This is a genomic window from Thermus sp. KWY1 (genome assembly GCF_057547025.1).
Genome location: NZ_BAAJPG010000017.1, coordinates 1 through 19,075, shown reverse-complemented (window position 1 = coordinate 19,075; position 19,075 = coordinate 1). Strand labels below are relative to the sequence as shown.

19 protein-coding genes, 1 tRNA gene and 1 other annotated feature are annotated in these 19,075 nt (G+C 65.5%); of the genes, 11 read left to right on the top strand and 9 right to left on the bottom strand.

Annotated elements, in window-relative coordinates:
• Positions 1-17: 17 nt before the first annotated feature.
• From pdxS to fsa, 4 genes are all read right to left on the bottom strand, one after another.
• Positions 18-899: a pyridoxal 5'-phosphate synthase lyase subunit PdxS gene (gene pdxS / locus AC27GT_RS04735; protein ID WP_487223600.1), complete on the bottom strand. Its 882-nt coding sequence runs from the start codon at positions 897-899 to the stop codon at positions 18-20.
• Between the two features lie 96 nt (positions 900-995).
• Positions 996-2,189, bottom strand: coding sequence for a LysM peptidoglycan-binding domain-containing M23 family metallopeptidase (locus AC27GT_RS04730; protein ID WP_487223599.1), 1,194 nt, complete (start codon positions 2,187-2,189; stop codon positions 996-998).
• A 120-nt stretch (positions 2,190-2,309) separates the two neighbouring features.
• Positions 2,310-3,593, bottom strand: coding sequence for a transcription termination factor Rho (gene rho / locus AC27GT_RS04725; RefSeq protein ID WP_015717442.1), 1,284 nt, complete (start codon positions 3,591-3,593; stop codon positions 2,310-2,312).
• Positions 3,590-4,261 carry a fructose-6-phosphate aldolase gene (fsa, locus tag AC27GT_RS04720; RefSeq protein WP_054391747.1) on the bottom strand — a complete coding sequence of 224 codons (672 nt, stop codon included), beginning with the start codon at positions 4,259-4,261 and terminating at the stop codon, positions 3,590-3,592. The genes rho and fsa overlap by 4 nt, the downstream gene beginning before the upstream one ends.
• Positions 4,262-4,400: 139 nt before the next feature.
• Positions 4,401-4,638 (top strand) — a binding site (T-box leader).
• A gap of 34 nt (positions 4,639-4,672) precedes the next feature.
• Here fsa and ileS point away from each other — a divergent pair.
• From ileS to nfo, 5 genes are read left to right on the top strand one after another with little or no spacing between them, the layout of a single operon-like run.
• Positions 4,673-7,804, top strand: a complete 3,132-nt coding sequence (gene ileS / locus AC27GT_RS04715; RefSeq protein ID WP_487223598.1) for an isoleucine--tRNA ligase — start codon at positions 4,673-4,675, stop codon at positions 7,802-7,804.
• Between the two features lie 4 nt (positions 7,805-7,808).
• Positions 7,809-8,012: a hypothetical protein gene (locus AC27GT_RS04710; protein WP_487223597.1), complete on the top strand. Its 204-nt coding sequence runs from the start codon at positions 7,809-7,811 to the stop codon at positions 8,010-8,012.
• 23 nt (positions 8,013-8,035) lie between these two features.
• Positions 8,036-9,067, top strand: coding sequence for a M24 family metallopeptidase (locus AC27GT_RS04705; protein WP_487223671.1), 1,032 nt, complete (start codon positions 8,036-8,038; stop codon positions 9,065-9,067).
• Positions 9,068-9,565 (top strand): septal ring lytic transglycosylase RlpA family protein, encoded by a 498-nt coding sequence (locus AC27GT_RS04700; RefSeq protein ID WP_487223596.1) that lies wholly within the window; start codon positions 9,068-9,070, stop codon positions 9,563-9,565.
• A gap of 1 nt (position 9,566) precedes the next feature.
• Positions 9,567-10,385: an endonuclease IV gene (gene nfo, locus AC27GT_RS04695; RefSeq protein WP_487223595.1), complete on the top strand. Its 819-nt coding sequence runs from the start codon at positions 9,567-9,569 to the stop codon at positions 10,383-10,385.
• Here the strand turns inward: nfo and AC27GT_RS04690 are convergent.
• Genes AC27GT_RS04690 through AC27GT_RS04675 form a run of 4 tightly spaced genes read right to left on the bottom strand, consistent with a single transcriptional unit; the run spans position 10,365 to position 14,315 of the window.
• Positions 10,365-10,583, bottom strand: a complete 219-nt coding sequence (locus tag AC27GT_RS04690) for a hypothetical protein (protein WP_487223594.1) — start codon at positions 10,581-10,583, stop codon at positions 10,365-10,367. The genes nfo and AC27GT_RS04690 overlap by 21 nt on opposite strands.
• 9 nt (positions 10,584-10,592) lie before the next feature.
• Complete coding sequence (locus tag AC27GT_RS04685; protein WP_487223593.1) at positions 10,593-11,252, bottom strand: site-2 protease family protein; 660 nt, start codon at positions 11,250-11,252, stop codon at positions 10,593-10,595.
• Positions 11,249-11,854 (bottom strand): zinc metalloprotease, encoded by a 606-nt coding sequence (locus AC27GT_RS04680; protein WP_487223592.1) that lies wholly within the window; start codon positions 11,852-11,854, stop codon positions 11,249-11,251. Before AC27GT_RS04680 ends, AC27GT_RS04685 begins: the two co-directional genes overlap by 4 nt.
• A complete protein-coding gene (locus AC27GT_RS04675) occupies positions 11,829-14,315 on the bottom strand; it encodes a CBS domain-containing protein (RefSeq protein WP_487223591.1) in 2,487 nt (828 codons plus the stop codon). The genes AC27GT_RS04680 and AC27GT_RS04675 overlap by 26 nt, the downstream gene beginning before the upstream one ends.
• A 56-nt stretch (positions 14,316-14,371) precedes the next feature.
• Between AC27GT_RS04675 and AC27GT_RS04670 the strand changes: the two genes are divergently transcribed.
• Positions 14,372-14,465: transfer RNA gene (locus AC27GT_RS04670), tRNA-Ser, on the top strand.
• Between the two features lie 15 nt (positions 14,466-14,480).
• Here AC27GT_RS04670 and AC27GT_RS04665 read toward each other — a convergent pair.
• The gene (locus AC27GT_RS04665) at positions 14,481-15,728 is read right to left on the bottom strand and encodes a Gfo/Idh/MocA family protein (protein WP_487223590.1); all 1,248 of its coding nucleotides are present in this window, start codon (positions 15,726-15,728) and stop codon (positions 14,481-14,483) included.
• A 1,378-nt stretch (positions 15,729-17,106) separates the two neighbouring features.
• On the opposite strand from AC27GT_RS04665, the gene AC27GT_RS04660 reads away from it, so the two are divergent.
• The 5 genes from AC27GT_RS04660 to AC27GT_RS04640 form a co-directional block, all read left to right on the top strand.
• Positions 17,107-17,319: a helix-turn-helix domain-containing protein gene (locus AC27GT_RS04660; protein WP_460375537.1), complete on the top strand. Its 213-nt coding sequence runs from the start codon at positions 17,107-17,109 to the stop codon at positions 17,317-17,319.
• Positions 17,320-17,456: 137 nt separating this feature from the next.
• Positions 17,457-17,660, top strand: a complete 204-nt coding sequence (locus AC27GT_RS04655; protein ID WP_460375539.1) for a hypothetical protein — start codon at positions 17,457-17,459, stop codon at positions 17,658-17,660.
• Positions 17,653-17,832, top strand: coding sequence for a hypothetical protein (locus AC27GT_RS04650; protein WP_460375540.1), 180 nt, complete (start codon positions 17,653-17,655; stop codon positions 17,830-17,832). Before AC27GT_RS04655 ends, AC27GT_RS04650 begins: the two co-directional genes overlap by 8 nt.
• Positions 17,832-18,863 (top strand): DUF7146 domain-containing protein, encoded by a 1,032-nt coding sequence (locus tag AC27GT_RS04645; protein WP_487223589.1) that lies wholly within the window; start codon positions 17,832-17,834, stop codon positions 18,861-18,863. Before AC27GT_RS04650 ends, AC27GT_RS04645 begins: the two co-directional genes overlap by 1 nt.
• On the top strand, positions 18,844-19,075 hold a 232-nt coding region (locus tag AC27GT_RS04640), incomplete at its 3' end, for a hypothetical protein (protein ID WP_487223588.1). The genes AC27GT_RS04645 and AC27GT_RS04640, both read left to right, overlap by 20 nt.

Here is a 19,075-nt window from a genome sequence, read left to right as displayed (position 1 = left end):
CTTACCCCAGGCTTCCCTTACCAGCCTCGCTTGGCCAGGCGCTCCTCTTCCCTCAGTTGATCCAGGTTGATACCCACCATGGGCTCCCCCAGGTCCTCGGAAACCTCAGCCAGCACCTCGGGATCGTTGTAGTGGGTCACCGCCCGCACGATGGCCCGGGCCCGCTTCTTGGGGTCCCCGGACTTGAAGATGCCGCTTCCCACGAAGACCCCATCCATCCCCAGGTGCATCATCAAGGCGGCATCGGCCGGGGTGGCGATGCCCCCGGCGGCGAAGTTCACCACGGGAAGGCGGCCGTGGTCGTGGACCCACCGGACCAGCTCCAAGGGGGCCCCGATCTCCTTGGCGTAGGCCACGAGTTCGTCCTCCCGGAGGGACTGGACGTAGCGGATCTGCTTCCACATGGTGCGGGCGTGGCGGACCGCCTCCACCACGTTGCCCGTGCCCGCCTCCCCCTTGGTGCGGATCATGGCCGCTCCCTCAGCGATGCGCCTTAAGGCCTCCCCCAGGTCCCGGGCCCCGTTGACGAAGGGCACCTTGAACTTCCATTTGTCGATGTGGTGCTCCTCATCCGCAGGGGTGAGGACCTCGGACTCGTCGATGAAGTCCACCCCCAGGGCCTCGAGGATCATGGCCTCCACGAAGTGGCCGATCCGCACCTTGGCCATCACGGGAATGGACACCGCGGCCATGATCTCCTTGATGACCTTGGGGTCGGACATGCGGGCCACGCCCCCCTGGGCCCGGATGTCGGCGGGAACCCTCTCCAGGGCCATCACCGCCACCGCCCCCGCCTCCTCGGCGATCACCGCCTGCTCGGGGGTGGTCACGTCCATGATCACCCCGCCCTTGAACATCTCGGCAAAGCCGGTCTTGATCTGGAAGGTACCCTTCTCCATCCCGTCCTCCATCCTCCAGCTTACCGCCCACCGGGTCAAGCCCAAGGGAACACAAACCCCAGAAGCCCAAGGGCTTCTGGGCGGGGAAATAACCCCTTAGGGCAAATACGCCAGAGGATTGCGGACCACCCCACCCACCCTCACCTCAAAGTGCAGGTGGGGCCCGGTGGACCAGCCGGTGGAGCCCACGTACCCGATCACCTGCCCGGCTTCCACCCAATGGCCTGCCCGCACAGCGATGCGCGACATGTGGGCGTAAAGGGTTTCCACCCCGCCCCCGTGGTCCAGCACCACATGGAAGCCATAGCCCACGGAGCTCCAACCCGCCACCTCCACCTGCCCCGCCTTGGCCGCCACGATGGGGGTGCCGTAAGGAGCAGCCAGGTCGATCCCCGTGTGGTAGCGCTGGAAGGCTCCCCTCTGGCCGAAGTAGGTGGTGATGCGGAAACCGGAAAGAGGCCAGCGCATGGCCCCTTCCTGGTAGCTCACCCGGCGCACCTGGGGCCGCTGGGTCTGGGCCTGCTGCACCTGCCGGGTACGTTGCTGGGCCAAGGCCTGCTGCCTCCTCCTCTCCTCCGCCAGGCGCCTAAGCTCCTCCTGGCGGCGCCGCTCGGCCTCGAGGCGGGCTTGGCGCTCCGCCTCCTGTTTGGCCAGAAGGCGTTGGTACGTGGTTTTGGCCTGGATACCGGGCAGGAGGACCAGGTCCCCTGGCTTCAAGTCCAAGGGATCCTTCACCCCGTTGGCCCGGGCCACCGCCACCGGGGAGAGGCCGAAACGAGCCGCCAGGTCCACCAGGGTCTGCCCCTCGGGCAGGGATACCACCAAGCCCTTAGCCTTTCTTGGAATGTACAGGACGCTCCCCGCCACCAGCCGGTCCAAGCTCTCTAAGGAAGGGTTGGCGGAAACCAGGTCCAGAACGCTTACACCATAACGGCTCGCCACTCCCTGCAGGGTATCCCCCGGGCGCACGCGGTACACCTCCACCCCCGGGGGTACCCGGGGGGAACGGTCCTCCACGGCCACCAAGGGGATAAGAAGCCTTTGCCCCACCTGCAAGCGATCGCCTTGCAGGTTGCTGGACCACATGATGTGCCGGGGATCCACCCCGTAACGAGCGGCAATCCCCGCCAGGGTATCCCCGGGCTTCACCTCATAGACCACCCATCCCTTTTTGACCGCCTGGCCCACCTCCACCGTGTTCTCGGGAAGAGGAAGGGGGCTAAGAGCAGGCAGCTTGGCGAAGGCCAAAGAGGAAACCAAGAGCCATAAACTTCCCCATACTCCCCGCAATGCTCACCTCCCAAACCCCGCCAAAACCTCGCGGGGATTATACCAGGACCAAGCGGGGAAAAGGCAAGGGGCAAAAGGCCTTGGGGGGCGGGCTTTCCGCCCCCCAAGGGAAAATCCCGCCTAACGGGCGGCCAAGGACGCCAGAAACTCCTTGTTGTTCTTGGTGCGCCCCAGGCGGGCAAGGAGCATCTCCATGGCCTCCGCCGGGTCCATATCCGCCAGGACCTTGCGCAGAAGCCACATCTTGTGCACCACCTCCTCGCCCAAGAGGAGCTCCTCCCGACGGGTCCCGGACTTCAGGATGTCGATGGCCGGGAAGATGCGGCGCTCCTCGAGGCGGCGGGAAAGGTGGAGCTCCATGTTGCCCGTCCCCTTGAACTCCTCAAAGATCACGTCGTCCATGCGGCTTCCCGTTTCCACCAAGGCGGTGGCCAGGATGGTGAGGCTACCTCCACCCCGGATGTTGCGGGCCGCTCCCAGGAAGCGCTTGGGGAAGTACAGGGCAGCGGAGTCCAAACCGCCCGACAGGGTACGGCCCGTGGGTGGGGTCACCAGGTTGTTGGCCCGGGCCAGGCGGGTGATGGAGTCCAGGAGGATCATCACGTGCCCCCCCTCCTCCACGATGCGCTTGGCCCTCTCATGGACGAACTCCGCCACCCGGATATGGTTCTGGGGAGGTTCGTCAAAGGTGCTGGCGATGACCTCGGCTCCCTGGACGCTTTCCCGGAAGTCCGTGACCTCCTCGGGGCGCTCGTCTATGAGCAAAACGATCACCTTGATGTCGGGTTCGTTCTTCAGGACCGCATTGGCGATCTTCTTGAGGAGGGTGGTCTTGCCCGCCTTGGGCGGGGCCACGATGAGCCCCCGCTGCCCCCGGCCGATGGGGGCCAGCAGGTCGATCACCCGGGTGGAAAGCTCATCGGGGGTGGTTTCCAGCTTGATCTGCCGGTCGGGGAACTGGGGGATGAGCTCGTCAAAGCGGGGCCGGTTCTTGGCGGCCTCGGGATCCAGGTCGTTCACCGCCTCCACCTTGAGGAGGGTTCCGTAGCGCTCGTTCTCCCGCGGAGGTCGCACCCGGCCCACGATGTAGTCCCCGCTCCTCAAGGCATACTGCCGGATGAGACCCGCAGAGACGATGGCCACACGGGATTCCAGGTTGTACAGGTTCTCGGTAATGAACCCGTACCCATCCGGGCTGATCTCCAGGTACCCCTTGACCAGCTGCAGGCCCTCACCCTGGGTCTGCCGCTCCAGGAGGGCCATGATGAGCTGGTCCTTCTTCATGCGCTTGTAGTTCTCTATGCCCGCTTCCTGGGCCAGGAGGTGCAGCTCCGGCAGAATCTTGGCCGAAAGCTCCTGGTAGGTGAGGGGCGCTTCTTGTTGGGTATCCGCTTTTCTCCTCATGGCTTGACCTTCTCCCAGTCCTCCATAAAGCGTCTAAGCCCTATGTCCGTCAAAGGATGCTTAAGAAGCTGCTTGAAAACCGTATAGGGCATGGTGGCGATGTCCGCCCCCAGAAGGGCGGCCTCCGTCACATGGCGGGGGTGACGGATGGAGGCAGCGATGACCTTGACCGGCAGGTTCTGGACCTGGATCAGCTCCACGATCTCCCGCAAAAGCTCTCCCCCGTCCCAGGAGATATCGTCCACCCGGCCCAGGAAGGGGGAAACATAGGCTGCCCCTGCCCGGGCTGCCAGAAGAGCCTGGTTGGCGGAAAAGATCAAGGTCATGTTCACCTTCACCCCCTGGGTGGAAAGGCGCTTGCAGGCCTTCAGGCCCTCCTCGGTGGTGGGCAGCTTGACCACGATGTGGGGGTGGATGGCGGCAAGCCGCAGGCCCTCCTCCACCATGGCCCCTGCCTCCAGCGCGGTCACCTCCGCCGACACAGGTCCCTTCGCCACCTCACATATGGCCCGTAGGTGAGCGAACAGAACCTCCTCGGTCAGCTTTGCTCCTCGGCCCGCATACTCCTTAGCCACCAGGGTGGGGTTGGTGGTCACCCCAGAGAGCACCCCCCAGGCAGCGATCTCCCGTATCTCCTCCAAGTTGGCGGTATCCAAGTACAGCTCCATGGACGCTCCTTTTGCGCGGAAGGGGAACCGGCTTAGCCTGAGTCTAGCAGACCCGATGGGGGCGTTGTCAAGCCAGGGGAAAGGCTGCTAGCATGGGCTTAGCCGCCAACGGGGGATTTTACCCCAGGAGGCGGGAGCTGTAAAGGCGAGGATGGGGAGAGTACCCCTTTCCAATAGCCTAGAGCGAGCCGGGGAGGGTGGAAGCCCGGTGGTGAGGAAAGGCGGGAAGATCACCCCGGAGCCGCGGGAGGAAAGGGGCTAGGAGCCTCGAGTAATGCCCGCCGGGTGCGCCCGTGATCGCGCGGAAATGAGGGCCTGGAGGCTATCTCCAGGAAGCGCGGTGGTACCGCGGAAGCCCTTGCGCTTTCGTCCGCGCCCCAAGGGCGCGGGCGTTTCTTTAGGGAGGAGCGTATGTTCAAGGAGGTCGGCGAACCCAACTTTCCCAGGCTGGAAGAGGAGGTTCTGGAGTTCTGGAAGCGGGAGAGGATCTTTGAGAAAAGCGTGGAAAACCGTAAAGGCGGGCCCCGCTACACCATTTACGAAGGCCCCCCCACCGCCAACGGCATGCCCCACGTGGGCCATGCCCAGGCCCGAAGCTACAAGGACCTTTTCCCCCGGTACAAGACCATGCGGGGCTACTACGTGCCCCGCCGGGCCGGCTGGGACACCCACGGCCTGCCGGTGGAACTGGAGGTGGAGAAGAAGCTGGGGCTAAAGAGCAAACGGGAGATCGAGGCCTACGGCATCGAGCGCTTCAACCAGGCCTGCCGGGAGTCGGTGTTCACCTACGAGAAGGAGTGGGAGGCCTTCACCGAGCGCATCGCCTACTGGGTGGATCTCAAGAACGCCTACGCCACCCTGCACCCCACCTATGTGGAAAGCATCTGGTGGAGCCTGAAGAACCTCTTCCACCGGGGGCTCCTCTACCGGGACCACAAGGTGGTGCCCTACTGCCCCCGGTGCGGCACGCCTCTTTCCTCCCACGAGCTCTCCTTGGGGTACAAGGAGATCACCGATCCCTCGGTTTATGTACGCCTTCCCCTTAAGGAACCGGAAAAACTGGGCCTGAAGCAGGCTAGCCTCCTCATCTGGACCACCACCCCCTGGACCCTCCCCGGGAACGTGGCCGCGGCGGTGCACCCCGAGTACACCTATGGAGCCTTTGCCGTGGGGGAGGAGGTGGTGATCCTCGAGGAAACCCTGGGGCGCAGGCTCCTCGGCGAGGAAACCCCCATTCTCAGGACCTTTTCCGGGAAGGAACTGGAGGGCCTGGCCTACGACCCCCCCTACCCCCAGGCCCTGGAGAAGGGGTACCTCGTGGTCCTGGCCGAGTACGTGAGCCGGGAGGACGGCACGGGCATCGTCCACCAGGCCCCCGCCTTCGGGGCCGAGGACCTGGACACGGCCAGGGCCTACGGTCTTCCCCTCCTCAAGACGGTGGACGAGGAGGGGAAACTCCTGGTGGAGCCCTTTAAGGGCCTCTTCTTCCGCGAGGCCAACCGGGCCATTCTGAAAGACCTCCGTTCCCGGGGGCTTCTTTTCAAGGAGGAAAGCTACCTCCACAGCTACCCCCACTGCTGGCGGTGTTCCACTCCCCTCATGTACTACGCCACGGAAACCTGGTTCATCAAAAACACCCTCTTCAAAGAGGAACTCATCCGCAAAAACCAGGAGATCAACTGGGTCCCGCCCCACATCAAGGAGGGACGCTACGGGGAGTGGCTCCGGAACCTGGTGGACTGGGCCCTAAGCCGCAACCGCTACTGGGGCACGCCCCTTCCCATCTGGGTCTGTGGCTCTTGCGGAAAGGAAGAGGCCATCGGCAGCTTCCGGGAGCTGAAGGAAAGGGCCATTCAACCCCTTCCCGAACCCTTTGATCCCCATCGTCCCTACGTGGACGGGGTGGAACTCCAGTGCACCTGCGGGGGCACCATGCGCCGGGTTCCCTACGTGATCGATGTCTGGTACGACTCCGGGGCCATGCCCTTTGCCTCCTTGCACTACCCCTTCGAGAACGGGGAGGAGTTTAAGCAGGCCTTCCCCGCGGACTTCATTGCGGAAGGCATCGACCAGACCCGGGGCTGGTTCAACTCCCTGCACCAGCTTGGGGTGATGCTCTTCGGCTCCATCGCCTTCAAAAACGTCATCTGCCACGGCCTCATCCTGGACGAAAAGGGCCAGAAGATGAGCAAGTCCAAGGGGAACGTGGTGGACCCCTGGGACATCATCCGGGAGTTTGGGGCGGATGCCCTCAGGTGGTACATCTACATCTCCGCTCCCCCGGAGGCGGACCGCCGCTTCGGACCCAACCTGGTGCGGGAAACGGTGCGGGACTACTTCCTCACCCTCTGGAATGTGTATAGCTTCTTCGTCACCTACGCCAACCTGGACCGGCCGGACCTTAAGAACCCGCCTCCCGTGGAGAAGCGGCCCGAGCTGGACCGCTGGCTTCTTGCCCGGCTCCAGGATCTGATTCAAAGGGTGACGGAGGCCCTCGAGGCCTACGACCCCACCCAAAGCAGCCGGGCCCTGCGGGACTTCGTGGTGGAGGACCTCTCCCAGTGGTACGTGCGCCGGGGCCGCAGGCGCTACTGGAAAAACGAGGATCGCCTGGACCGGGAGTCCGCCTACGCCACCTTGTACCAGGCCCTGGTCACCATCAGCCAGCTCTCCGCCCCCTTCACCCCCTTCCTGGCTGAGGTGCTTTGGCAGAACCTGGTGCGCTCGGTAAGCCCCGAGGCCCCCCTTTCCGTGCACCTTTCCGACTGGCCCGAGGTGGACCCCCATCTGGTGGACGAGGAGCTGGTGGCCAAGATGCGGGCGGTGCTCAAGGTGGTGGACCTGGCCCGTTCGGTGCGGGCTAGAAGCGGGATCAAGACCCGCATCCCCCTTCCCCTTCTCCTCATCACCGCTCCCACCGCCCTCGAGCGGGAGGGCCTGAGGCACTTCGCCCCCGAGATCGCCGAGGAGCTCAACGTGAAGGAAGTGCGGGTCTTGGAACCAGGGGAAGAGGTGCTCCGCTACCGGGTCCTGCCCAACCTGAAGCTCCTCGGCAAGAAGTACGGCAAGCTCCTTCCCAAAATCCGCGAGGCCCTGGAAAGGGAGGCCTCGAGGGTGGCTGGCCTGGTCCTGAAGGGGGAGAGGGTGCCCCTGCGTTTGGAGGACCAGGAGGTGGTCCTGGAGCCGGAGGAAGTGCTCCTCGAGGCCCAAGCCCCCGAGGGATACCAGGCCCTGGAAAAGGAGGGGTACGTGGCCGCCCTGGAGGTGCGGGTCACGGAGGAGCTGAGGCTTGAGGGCCTGGCCCGGGACCTGATCCGCCACCTGCAACAGACCCGCAAGGAGATGGGCCTCAAGGTTTCCGACCGCATCCGGGTGGGCCACGAGGCGGAGGGCGCCTACCTGGAAGCCCTGAAACGGCACGGCAGCTGGATCGCCGAGGAGGTCCTGGCCTTAGAGTTTGCTGAAGGCCTCTTCCCCGGCCACACCACCCTCCTGGAGGACGAGGAAGGCCGGGTGCGCTTCAGCTTGGCCAAGGTAGAATAGAGCCATGGGCCAGCCCGCCCGAAAGGCCCTCAGCCTCGAGGCCTACCTCCAGCTGGAGGAAAAAAGCCCCATCCGCCATCACCTGGTGGAGGGAAACCAGTGGACCTACCTCCGCCTGGGGCCAGGGGAGAAGCTTCCTCTCCCCTGCCCCACCCTGGAGTTGGCCGTGGACGACCTCTACCGGGGCGTGAACCTAGAAGAGGGTTAACGGGTGGTATAGTAGGCCCCGTGCTGGACCCGAAGACCCTCCTCGAGCCCCTAGGGCTGGACGCCCTTTACGTGACCCGTCCCGAGAACGTGCGCTACCTATCGGGCTTTCCCCACCCCGAAGACGCCCAGGTCCTCGTTACCCACGAAGGAGCCTTCCTCCTCACGGATCCCCGCTACCCCGAGGCGGAGCAGGAAAGCCGCATCCCCGCCAGGGTGCTGAAGCGGGAGGAAAAAGAGGAGGTCTTCAAGGGCTTGAAGGGCCGGGTGGGCTTTGAGGCGGAACACCTCCCCTACGCCGCCCTGGAACGCCTGCGGGAGCTTGCCCCCGCGGAGTGGGTGCCCACCAAGGGGGTTATCGAGCGGCTCCGGCTCAAAAAGACACCGGAGGAAGTGGAAAGGATCCGCAAGGCCCAGGCCCTGGCGGAGGAAGCCCTGGCCCACGCCCTTACCCTGCTCAAGCCAGGGGTGTTGGAACGGGATGTCGCCTTGGAAATAGAGTTCTTCCTGAAACGGCGGGGGGCCGAGGTGACCTTCCCCCCCATCGTGGCCTCGGGGGTGCGGGGAGCCTTGCCCCACGCCAGGGCCTCGGAAAAAGCCCTCGAGGCAGGGGAGCTTGTCACCCTGGACCTGGGAGCCAGGGTGGAGGGGTACCACTCGGACATGACCCGCACCCTGGCCTTGGGAAGGGTGGACGGGGAACTCAAGCGGGCCTTTGAGGCCACCCTGGCCGCCTTGGAACGGGTTCTAGAAGTTCTGGGCCCAGGGAAGAGCACCAAGGAGATGGACGCCCTGGCCCGGGAGGAGCTTAAGCGCTTTGACCTGGACCGCTACTTCGTCCACTCCCTGGGACACGGGGTGGGGCTTGCGGTGCACGAGGGGCCGGGGCTTTCCCCCTACACGGAGGAGACCCTCGAGGCGGGCATGGTGGTCACCGTGGAACCCGGGGTCTACCTGCCGGGTATAGGCGGGGTGCGGATTGAGGAGCTCGTCCTCATCCGGGACACAGGGATTGAGCTTCTCTCCCGCTTCCCCCGGGGCTGGCAGGAGGTTTAGGTGCGCGCCCTTATTCTAGCCCTCCTCCTCTCCAGCGCCCTGGCCCAGACCTACACGGTAAAGAAGGGGGATACCCTCTTCCGCATCGCCAAAGCCCACGGCATGAGCGTGAGGGAACTGAAGGAGCTTAACGGCCTCACCTCGGACCTGATCCATCCCGGCCAGGTCCTGAGGCTTACGGAAAAGGAGCCCCTCGCCAAAACCCGCTTCCTGCAGGAGGGGCTTGCGGTCTGGTACGGCCCCGGCTTCCACGGCAGGCGCACGGCCAGCGGGGAACGCTACGACATGCACGCCCTTACCGCCGCCCATCCCTCCCTGCCCTTCGGCACCCGGGTGCGGGTCACCAACCTGAAAAACGGCAAGAGCGTGGTGGTGCGCATCAACGACCGGGGGCCCTTTGGGGGAAGGTACATCATCGACCTCTCCTACGCCGCCGCCAAAACCATCGGGGCCCTCTCCGCCACCCGGGTACGGGTGGAGGTTGTGGAGGAGGAGTAGCATGGTTCGCTACGGCTTCCACCTCTCCATCGCCGGAAAAAAGGGGGTGGCCGGGGCCGTGGAGGAAGCCCAGGCCCTGGGTCTTTCCGCCTTCCAGATCTTCGCCAAAAGCCCGAGAAGCTGGAAAACCCGAGCCCTCTCCCCAAGCGAGGTGGAGACGTTTCGCGCCCTGCGGGAGATGGCCGGGGAGCTTCCCGGGGTTATCCATGCCTCCTACCTGGTAAACCTGGGAGCGGAAGGGGAGCTTTGGGAAAAGAGCGTGATGAGCCTGGCGGACGACCTGGAAAAAGCCCGCCTACTGGGCCTGGAGTACGTGGTGGTCCATCCGGGCTCTGGAGACCCCAAGCGGGTCAAGGAAGGGCTCCTGAAGGCCCTGCACCTGGCCGGGGTCAGGGAGCGCCCCACCCTCCTGGTGGAGAACACCGCCGGCGGCGGGGAAAAGGTGGGGGCTCGCTTTGAGGAGCTGGCCTGGCTCATAGAGGACACGCCCTTAGGGGTCTGCCTGGACACCTGCCACGCCTATGCCGCCGGGTACGACGTGAAGGGGGATCCCAAGGGAGTTTTGAGCGAGCTTAACCGCCTCGTGGGGCTCGAGCGGGTGCCTGTGGTCCACCTGAACGACTCCGTGGGGGGCTTGGCTAGCCGCATCGACCACCACGCCCACCTCCTCCAGGGCCAGATCGGGGAAGGGCTTAAGGGCGTGCTCCTCGACCCCCGGCTGAGGGACCGGGTCTTCATCTTGGAAACCCCAAGGAGCCCGGAGGAGGACGCCTGGAACCTGAGGATCCTGCGCACTTGGCTAGAGGAAGCCTCCCCCTAGAATAAGGCGCAAGGCGGAAACCACCATCAGCAGAAGCCCGAGCTTAAAGGCCCGCTCCTCTCCCGAAAGCAGGCCGAGCCCTGCGGCCAGAAGGGCCAGGGGCAGGACCACCCAGTTGAGCCAGCCCAAAAGGGGCAGGAGGGCGGGGAGGAGGAGCAGGAGGGCCACCACGGCCAGCACCAGGCTCAGGGTGCGCATGGCCCCAGTCTAGCCGAAGAAAAAGCCAAAGAACACCCGCCGGGCCAAGCGCAACACCTCCTGGATAGGCCCCCGCAACACGGTAAGGATCAGAAGAAAGGAAAGCCAGGCGTACTGCTCCAACCGCCACAAAAGGGGTTGCCAGGAAAGGGGAAGAAGGCTCTGCAGGATCTTGGAACCATCCAAGGGGGGGATGGGCAGGAGGTTGAAGACCGCCAGGACCAGGTTAATGGAACTGGCGAAAAAGGCCGCCAGGGCCAGCAGGCCAAGCCCAGTCTGCCCCTCCCCCCTTAGGGTCATCACCACTCCCACGGGATCCAGGGCAAATAGCCCCCGAACCAGGAGGGCAAAGAGCACGGCCAAAACCAGGTTGATGACGATCCCGGCGATGGAAACCACGAAAAGCCCCAGGCGGTAGTGGCGGAAGGCCGGGGGGTAGATGGGCACGGGTTTGGCCCAGCCGAAGCCCACCAGGAGGAGAAGCACCGTTCCCAGGGGGTCCAGGTGCCGCAAGGGGTTAAGGGTAAGCCTCCCCTGGCGCTTGGCGGTGGCGTCCCCGAAGAGGTAGGCCGCGTAGGCGTGGCCCAGCTCGTGAAGGACCAGGCTGAACACCAAGATGGCAAAGGTCAAAAGAAAGGCCAGGGGATCCCGCTGCAAAAGGGCGATCATAGCCCGATGACCCGGTATAGCGTGGCTAAGAAGCCCGCAAGCCCTTGGACCACCGCCCCAGTAACCCCCGTATAGGAGAGAACCAGAAAGATCAGGATGAAACCCAGGGGTCCGTAGGCCGCAAGCTGCTCCAGAAAGCGCCGGGCCTCATACCCGCCCACGGCGTAGAGGGCCTTGGCCCCATCCAAGGGAGGCACGGGGAAAAGGTAGATGGCGGCGTGAAGGAGCATGAGCCTTTGGGCCAGCAAAAGCCCTTCGCCGAAGGGATAGGGCAGAAAGCGGGCGAGAAGGCCATAGAGGAAGGCCGCCACAAAGAACCCTAAAGGCCCCATGAGGGCCACCGTGGCCCCCTTCCTCCCGGGAAGATTCGTGAGCACGGTTCTCGGCCATCCGAAACCCAAAAGGAGCAAAAAGACCAGGCCTAAGGGTTCCAGGTGGACCTTTAGGTCCAAGGAGAGGAAACCGTAGCGGCGGGGAGCCGTATCCCCATAACGGTCCGCCAGGTAGGCCTGGAACAGGTTGTGGACCACCAGGCCAAAAACGGCAAAGGCGAAGGCCACCAGGAAGACCGGGGGGTCATTGAGGTACGGAAAAAGACCCATCGCCTATCAGTCTACGGGCTAAGGCCAGTTCCTCCTCGAAGGTCCTTACCTCCCCCCGGGCCCGCGCCTCGGCCACCTGGCGCAGGATCTCCCCCACCCTGGGACCCGGCTTCAGGCCCAGCTGCAAGAGATCCCGCCCCATGAGGACCCGCCTCTTTTCCGTAAGCCAGCCCTCCTTCTCGGGGAAGAGGGCCAGAAAAACCCCGCGCAAGGGCTCTTTCCCCAAAGCCTCCTTGTCCGCCTCTTCCCAGGAGCCTTTGAGAAGCAGGGCCAAAGCCTCCTGCAACCGCTTGGGAAGCCCCAGGGCCAAGGCCTTTTCCAGGAGGTTTTCCTGGAAGTAGAGGAGAAGGAGGAGGCGGGCTTCCACCCTCGCCCGCCCAGGCGGAAACCCCTCGTCTTCCAGAGGCCCCCACCTAAGCCGTACAAAGGGGTCCCTGGGTGGAAGCTTTAGCCCGTAGAGGGGACCCAAGGCCCCAAGCTCCTCCAAAAGGGAAAGGGCCTCGAGGAAGGTGTCCTCCTCCAGGGTCAAGAAGAGTTCGTCGCGCAGGCGGCTCTTGCTGGCACCCTTGAGCACCTCGGGAAGGAGGGCTGGGGGCAAGGCCTTTAAGGCCTCCTCGGAAAAACGGAAGGCCAACCGGGCGGCCAGGCGCGCCCCCCGGACGATGCGGCTCGGGTCCTCCACGAAGGAAAGGGGATGAAGGGGACGGAGGAGCCGGTTCCTTAGATCCTCGAGGCCCCCATAGGGATCCAAAAGCTCTAAGGTGGCCAAGGACAGAGCCATGGCGTTCACCGTGTAATCCCGCCTCTCCAGGTCCTTGGCGATGGGGGCTGGACGCACCTGGGGCAAGGCGCCGGGATAGGGGTAGACCTCCTCCCGGCTTTCCGCCAGGTCCACGGTAAGGCCAAAACTCACGCGCACCCGGGCGGTGCCAAAGGCATAGTGGAGGCCAAAGCTGCCCCCGAAGCGCTCCACCAGAAAGCGGGCCACCTCCCCCACCCTGACCCCTGGTTCCAGAACCAGGTCCAGGTCGGGGCCCGACCGGTCCAAAAGGGCATCCCGCACCGCCCCCCCCACCAGGTAGATCCCTTGCGGAAACGCCTTCCTAAGGGCCAGGACCACCCGCCTGGCCCCTTCGGGTAAGGCTTCCAGGATCCGCTCCCCCAGAGGCTTCTCCAAAGCGGGCTTCTTGCGGTAGAGGTCGGTACGGGTGAAGATCCCAAGAAGCTTAACGCCCTCCCCCAACCTCTCCCCCACCAGAACCCTTCCCCCTCCCGCCTTCAAGTGGGGCTCCACCTCGGAAAGGGGGGTCTCCGGGGGAAGGACAAGGGCCCGGGCCAAAAAGCCGTCCACGGGATACTCCGCCAGGCCAAGTCTTTCCGCCTTCCTAAGATCCCTTCTCCGGGCCAGGCCCAAGACCCGCACCCTTCCTCCCTCCAGGGGCTCCACCACCGGCATGGCCCCGTACCCCCGCTCCTCCAGGATCCGCAGGGCTTCCCGCACGGTGGTGGGGCGCAGGGTTTCCACAGGCGCGGACATGACCTCGGCTAGGGTGGACTCGGGCTCCAGGTACTGGGGAAGGCTTTCCAGAAGGCGCCGCACCGCATTGCGTACCCCCCGCACCCGGGCAAAGGCCGCCCGGGGGTGCCCCCCACCTCCCACCTGGGAAAGCCAGCGGCCCACATCCAACCGCTCCCGGCTCCGGGCGATGAGGAGGACCTCCCGGGCAAGCCGAAGCACCAGCAACACCCCATGGGCCTCGTGCAGGTCCAAAAGAGCATGGGCGAGGGGGGCCAAGGCCGGCACATAGCCCTCCTCCTGAGCCCGGGCGAGGAGGAGCCGGAACCCCTGCCGTTCCACCACCTTGGCGGTGCGGATAAGGCTCTTCAGGACCTCCCGGGCCTCCTCCCCCAGCTGGGGCCGTACCCACTCCCGCACCCGGGGGATCTCCGCTCCTTGCTGGGCTAAAAAGTAAGCGGCCTCGAGGTCCTGGGGCGTGGTGGAGGGAAAGCTGAACCCCCCGGTATCCTCCCAGATCCCCGCATAGGCCAAGGTGGCCTCCAAGGGTGTGAGGGTCAGGCCCCGCTCCCGGATCAGGGGAATCAGGAGGCTCACCGTGGCCCCTACCTGGGCCACCCTCCCCCCCACCGCAGGCACATCCCCCGGTGCCCGGGGGTGGTGGTCGAAGACCAAAAAGGGCACCCGGCCCACCAGGGCCTTAAAGGGACCGATGCGCTCAGGCCGGGCGTTGTCCACCAGCACCACTTCGGTAACCCTTTCCACGGGGATCTCCGCAGCCGGGACCAGATCCAGACGATCCTCCAAAAGGGGGGCGATCTCCTTCAAGGGCCCCTCGAGGCCCCCAATCAAGGCCAGAACGCTTCCCGGAAAGAGCCTTCCCGCCAGGACCATGGAACCCAGGGCGTCAAAGTCTAGGTTCTCGTGAGCCACCACCACCCGCACACCTTCAGCTTACTTGACGATAAAAACGGGCCTTGTTAAACTCAGGCTTGGCACTTGGAGAGGTGCCCGAGTGGCTGAAGGGACACGACTGGAAATCGTGTAGGCGGGCTTAAACCTGCCTCGCGGGTTCGAATCCCGCCCTCTCCGCCAAAGATCCCCTGCCCTTCAGGGCAGGGGATTGTCTACTTGAACCACCCTCCCCTCCCTCCTGGCCTCCTCCGCTAAGAAGGTGAGCCGGTGGGCCTGCACCGCCTCAGAAAAAGGCTCCACAAGGCTTTCGTCCTCCCGGGTTAGGGCCTCCAGGAAGGCCCGCACCAAACCCAGGTCCCCACCCCCGTGCCCGCTTCGGACGGAGCCCTCCCGTTCCGTCTCCAGGTCAAAGACCCTCTCCCCCTCCCCGAACCGGTAGAGCCTCAGGTACCTCCCGTCCCCAAAGAGCTCCCCCCGGGTGCCGAAGATCCGGGTTTCCCGAAACCGCATCCGGCTTAGGCCCTCCACGTGCAAGCTGGCCGTGCGTCCGTCCCGGTATTCCAGCATCACCGCCTGGTGGTCCGCCACGTGGTTTTTCCCCAGGTACACGCACTCCCCGTAGGGGCCTTCCGCCAGGGCCTTTACCAGGTTCTCCCAGGCCACCGGGTAGGCCACCACGTCCAGGGGCCAGCCCCTCTCCCCCTTCTCGTAGGCTTCCAGGTAGATGCGCCTGGCGGAGAAGGGGCAGTTCCTCTCCACCTCCTCCGGGCATTCCAGGCATCGGGAGGCCGCCTTATTAGGTCGGTTCTCCGGGCGGAAGTGGAAAAGCCCCCCGAAGGAAGCCACCCGGTTCACCTCCCCCGGCATCACGAAAAGCAGCCAGTCCAGGTCGTGCACGCTCTTGGCCAGGAGAAAGGGGCTGGACTCCTCTTCCTTCCGCCAGTTTCCCCGCACGAAGCTGTGGGCGTAGTGCCAGTGGCCCACGGGTTCCAGGTGTTGGACCGACACCACCTCCCCCACGGCCCCTTCCCTTAAGAGAGCCTTCAGGGCCCGGGCGTAAGGGGTGTAGCGAAGCACGTGGGCCACGGCCACCAGGCGTCCGGTGCGTTCCTTGGCCTGGGCCACCCGTTCCACCTCGGCCCAGGTGGGGGCGATGGGTTTCTCCAGGAGGAGGTGGTAGCCCTTTTCCACCAGGGCCACCGCCGCCTCGGCGTGGAGCCGGTCGGGCAGGGCGATGACCGCCGCCTCCCCCAGAAGGGGGGCCTCCAGAACCTCCCGCCAGTCGGCAAAGGTCCGCTCCACGGAGAAGGCTTCCCGGAAGGCCTGGAGGCGCTCGGGGCGGGGGTCCGCCACCGCCGCGATGCGGGCACCTAGGGCGTGGGCGTAACGGGCGTAGGCGAAGCCCCGGTTCCCGGCTCCAAGAACCACCAAACGGGGCCTCATGGTTCTATCCTGCCATTCCCTCCCTTGCCCCAGGCCTCCGCTTTGGAAGGGGTCACCGTAAAACCGACCCCCCAGCCACGCCACCGGGGGGTAAGGCTTTGCCTCCTAAGTGCCCGCGCTTAGGAGGCTAGAGGTGGGGCTTGGGAAAGGCCCTTTTGGAGCCCCCGCCGCGGCGGAAGCCGCGGTGGGGTATTTAGAGCTGGTGGAGCGGCGGGGATTTGAACCCCGGACCTCCCGCTTGCAAGAAGGTCAAATAGCGTTCTTTCCAATGCTATTGTTTCCTGTAGTTTCCGTCCTCATGGGCGTTCTTGGGCACCCCCGTCCACCGGGGTCTCCCCCGATTGCAGTCAAATTGCAGTAGACTGATTGGAGTTTTTGCGCTTTTCTGCCCTTTGGATTCGTTTCTGACACCTGTACGCGCCACACGTTTTTGCATCCCGTCGTGAAGGGACAAATGGCACCCCACACCCCGGGCAAATCCGCATGCCCGCGGTCGTAAAGGCCCGGGCCAGCTCTAGCATCGCCCAAACCCTCACCCCCACCCGGGCCCGGTAAGGGGGAAACCCCTCGAGGGCCACATGAGGAAAGAGTTGGGGCAAAACCCCCATCCAAAGCCGCTTCCCGGCCTCTTTAATCGTGGGGGGGAGTGAGCCCCCACCAGACCACAGCTCAGCCTCAACGCGGCGAACGGCCCTCTGGTAGGCCTCTTTGACCTTAGGCGCGGCGCCCTTGGGGTACTCTCCCAGATGGCTCAAAACCTCCCCCAGCGTTCCGAGATCGGCGTGGGCGGGGAGGTCTAGCCAAACCAAAACCTCAAGGGCGAAGCACCACCAGCCCTCGAGGGTGTCCCCTGGCCCGTAGGGGTCCAGGAGCCCCACCGTGGAGGCCGCCTCCACCACGGCCTCCCCCCACGCCTTCGATGAGGGGGCGAGCTTTAGTGCTTTCTCACCCAATTTCCGCAATGTAGGAAGGGCGCGTTGCAGCGGGGGGCGGTAATGCAGATGGGGGGCCGCCCGTACGAGGCGGGGGAACTGCAACCCTAGGGACCCGGACGACCCCAACCAACCCTCATCCCTCAAGCGGACCCCTAAAAACCTGACCTGAGCAAGGCGAAGACGCGCCTCAGATAATCCCTCCGGGGCAGCGAGATCAACCCCGCCCTGTGTCAGAAAGGGGGAGGGGTTTTCCCACGGGCTGAGCCCCCCTGTCCAGTCCCACGGGGGAACCTCCTCAGGGCTCCACGCTATCCGAAGAGGGGGGCGGGCCGGGTCATAGCGAAGGACGAGGGGGACCTCGAGGGTATGTCCATCCTCTTGTCCAGGATAAGAGCCTTTCATCCTGGACAATCGTAGCACACCATAAGACCTGGGAGGCGATGATGAGGCCCGAAGACCTTTGGAGGCTTGCAAAAGAACAGGGTTTGCCTGTGAAAGCGGCTTACACCGCGAGCCAGGCGGCGAGGCTTCTTGGCGTGGGAAAAATGGCGGTATACGAGGCCGTGCGTAGCGGGCGCGTCAAAGCGCTGCGGGTGGGGCGGGTGCGTTACATCCCTGTCGCCGAGCTGGTGAAGCTCCTCGAGGGGGGCGCATAGGTTTGGCCCCCCGGGGGGCGGGGGGCCTCTCCATGCGCGTGTGGAAGCACCGCAACTCGATTTTAGCACACGAACCCCCCCCTCCCCCAACACAGCCTGACGGCACCCGGAACTAGGGTTTGGCGCGGAGGTTAGGCATGGCCGGACTGATGACGGTGCGGGAGGCGGCGCGGGTCCTGAAACGCGCGGGGATTGGCCTCGAGGCCACCTACGCCCTGGCCCGCCGGCACGGGGTGCGGATTGGGAAGCGTTTTTACCTTCCCCGCGCCCTGGTGGAGGGGCTGGTGGCGGGGGACCTCGAGGCCATCCGCACGGTGCGGGAGGGGGGGAACGATGCGTAGGGCCCTCGATGCGATTTTGCTGGCCGCCATCCGCCTCCTCCTCAGAGTGCTCACGCCCGGGGGCCGCGTTGACGCGCTGTACGCGGTCAACCGCGCGGTGGATTGGGATTTGTACCGCGAGGAGCAGGGGGCGAAAAAAACCGCCCCCGCCCTCGAGGGACGGGGGGTGTGATGGACCCGGTGCCCGCCGGTACACACACCCTAGGCCCCGAGGGGGTCCTCGAGCACATCCTCTGGGCCACCCGGGCCCGCCCCTCGGGCCGGGACCAATGGACCGGGCATTGCCCGGCCCACGAGGACCGGGATCCCAGCCTCTCCATCCGTCTAACCCCTGAAGGGAAAGTGCTTCTCCATTGCTTTGCGGGTTGCCCCGTGGAGGCGGTCCTCGAGGCCCTAGGCCTTGCGTGGCGCGACCTGTTTCCCGACTCCCACGAGCCCGGGAGGGTTTTCCGGCGCGTCCGTCCCGCGCCCCCTCCCCGCCCCGAGCCCCGACCGGACGAGGGGCGGCGGAGGCTCCTCGAGGACCTCTGGGCCCGGGCCGTGCCCCTCGACCGCCCCGGCGCGGAACTGGGGCGGCGCTACCTCGAGGCCCGGGGCCTTGCCCTCGAAGCCGTCCTCCCCGGCCTCCAGGACCTTCGCCTCCACCCCGGCCTGGAGTACCGCGAGGGGGGGAAGGTCCTGGGGCTCTTCCCCGCCCTCCTCGCCCGGGTGGAGCACCCCAGGCACGGCCTGGTGGCCCTCCACCGCACCTATTTGGCCCCGGACGGCAGGGGGAAGGCTCCGGTGGGGAGCCCCAAAAAACTCACCAAGGCGGTCCTCGAGGGCGGTTTGAGGGGGGCGGCCATCCGCCTCTACGCCTCTGAGGGCGGGGTCCTGGCCGTGGCCGAGGGAGTGGAGACCGCCCTCGCGGTGCGCGAGGCCACGGGCCTCCCCGCCTGGGCCGCCGTGAGCGCGGGGGGCCTCGAGGCGTGGGAGCCCCCGCCTGGGGTGGGGGAGGTGCTGATCGCGGCAGACGGGGACGAGAGGGGGGTGGAAGCGGGAAAAAAACTGGCGCGGAGGCTATTGGCGTTAGGGGTTGCGGTACGGCTGGCCGTGCCCCCCGAGGGCGCGGACTGGTTGGACGTGTTGCTGGCGAAAAAGCGCGCGGGGCGGGTAGGGACCGCCCCGGGAGAGGAGGAAACCGATGCTCAAAAAACACTCTAAGGCGCTGAACGGTGTTTCGCAACCGGCTAATGGTTTTGACCCCGAGAAGGCCCTCGAGGCGCTTCGCAACGCGCCCTACGTTCGGCCCGAGGACGTGGCGGACGAGGAGGAGCCCTCCTCCCCCCACCCCCTCGAGGGCCTGGCCTCCAGGGAGGCCCTGGATGGGCACCCCCGCTACCGGGTGCGGGGTGGCCGCCTCGAGGCGGCCCGGG

Bases quoted from the DNA above. Each gene is read 5' to 3' on its own strand.
- AC27GT_RS04645 (WP_487223589.1), top strand. From the start codon at position 17,832: ATGGACCCGGTGCCCGCCGGTACACACACCCTAGGCCCCGAGGGGGTC.
- AC27GT_RS04660 (WP_460375537.1), top strand. From the start codon at position 17,107: ATGAGGCCCGAAGACCTTTGGAGGCTTGCAAAAGAACAGGGTTTGCCT.
- AC27GT_RS04690 (WP_487223594.1), bottom strand. From the start codon at position 10,583: ATGCGCACCCTGAGCCTGGTGCTGGCCGTGGTGGCCCTCCTGCTCCTC.
- ileS (WP_487223598.1), top strand. From the start codon at position 4,673: ATGTTCAAGGAGGTCGGCGAACCCAACTTTCCCAGGCTGGAAGAGGAG.
- AC27GT_RS04650 (WP_460375540.1), top strand. From the start codon at position 17,653: ATGCGTAGGGCCCTCGATGCGATTTTGCTGGCCGCCATCCGCCTCCTC.
- rho (WP_015717442.1), bottom strand. From the start codon at position 3,593: ATGAGGAGAAAAGCGGATACCCAACAAGAAGCGCCCCTCACCTACCAG.
- fsa (WP_054391747.1), bottom strand. From the start codon at position 4,261: ATGGAGCTGTACTTGGATACCGCCAACTTGGAGGAGATACGGGAGATC.
- AC27GT_RS04685 (WP_487223593.1), bottom strand. From the start codon at position 11,252: ATGATCGCCCTTTTGCAGCGGGATCCCCTGGCCTTTCTTTTGACCTTT.
- AC27GT_RS04665 (WP_487223590.1), bottom strand. From the start codon at position 15,728: ATGAGGCCCCGTTTGGTGGTTCTTGGAGCCGGGAACCGGGGCTTCGCC.
- AC27GT_RS04710 (WP_487223597.1), top strand. From the start codon at position 7,809: ATGGGCCAGCCCGCCCGAAAGGCCCTCAGCCTCGAGGCCTACCTCCAG.
- AC27GT_RS04655 (WP_460375539.1), top strand. From the start codon at position 17,457: ATGGCCGGACTGATGACGGTGCGGGAGGCGGCGCGGGTCCTGAAACGC.
- nfo (WP_487223595.1), top strand. From the start codon at position 9,567: ATGGTTCGCTACGGCTTCCACCTCTCCATCGCCGGAAAAAAGGGGGTG.
- AC27GT_RS04680 (WP_487223592.1), bottom strand. From the start codon at position 11,854: ATGGGTCTTTTTCCGTACCTCAATGACCCCCCGGTCTTCCTGGTGGCC.
- pdxS (WP_487223600.1), bottom strand. From the start codon at position 899: ATGGAGAAGGGTACCTTCCAGATCAAGACCGGCTTTGCCGAGATGTTC.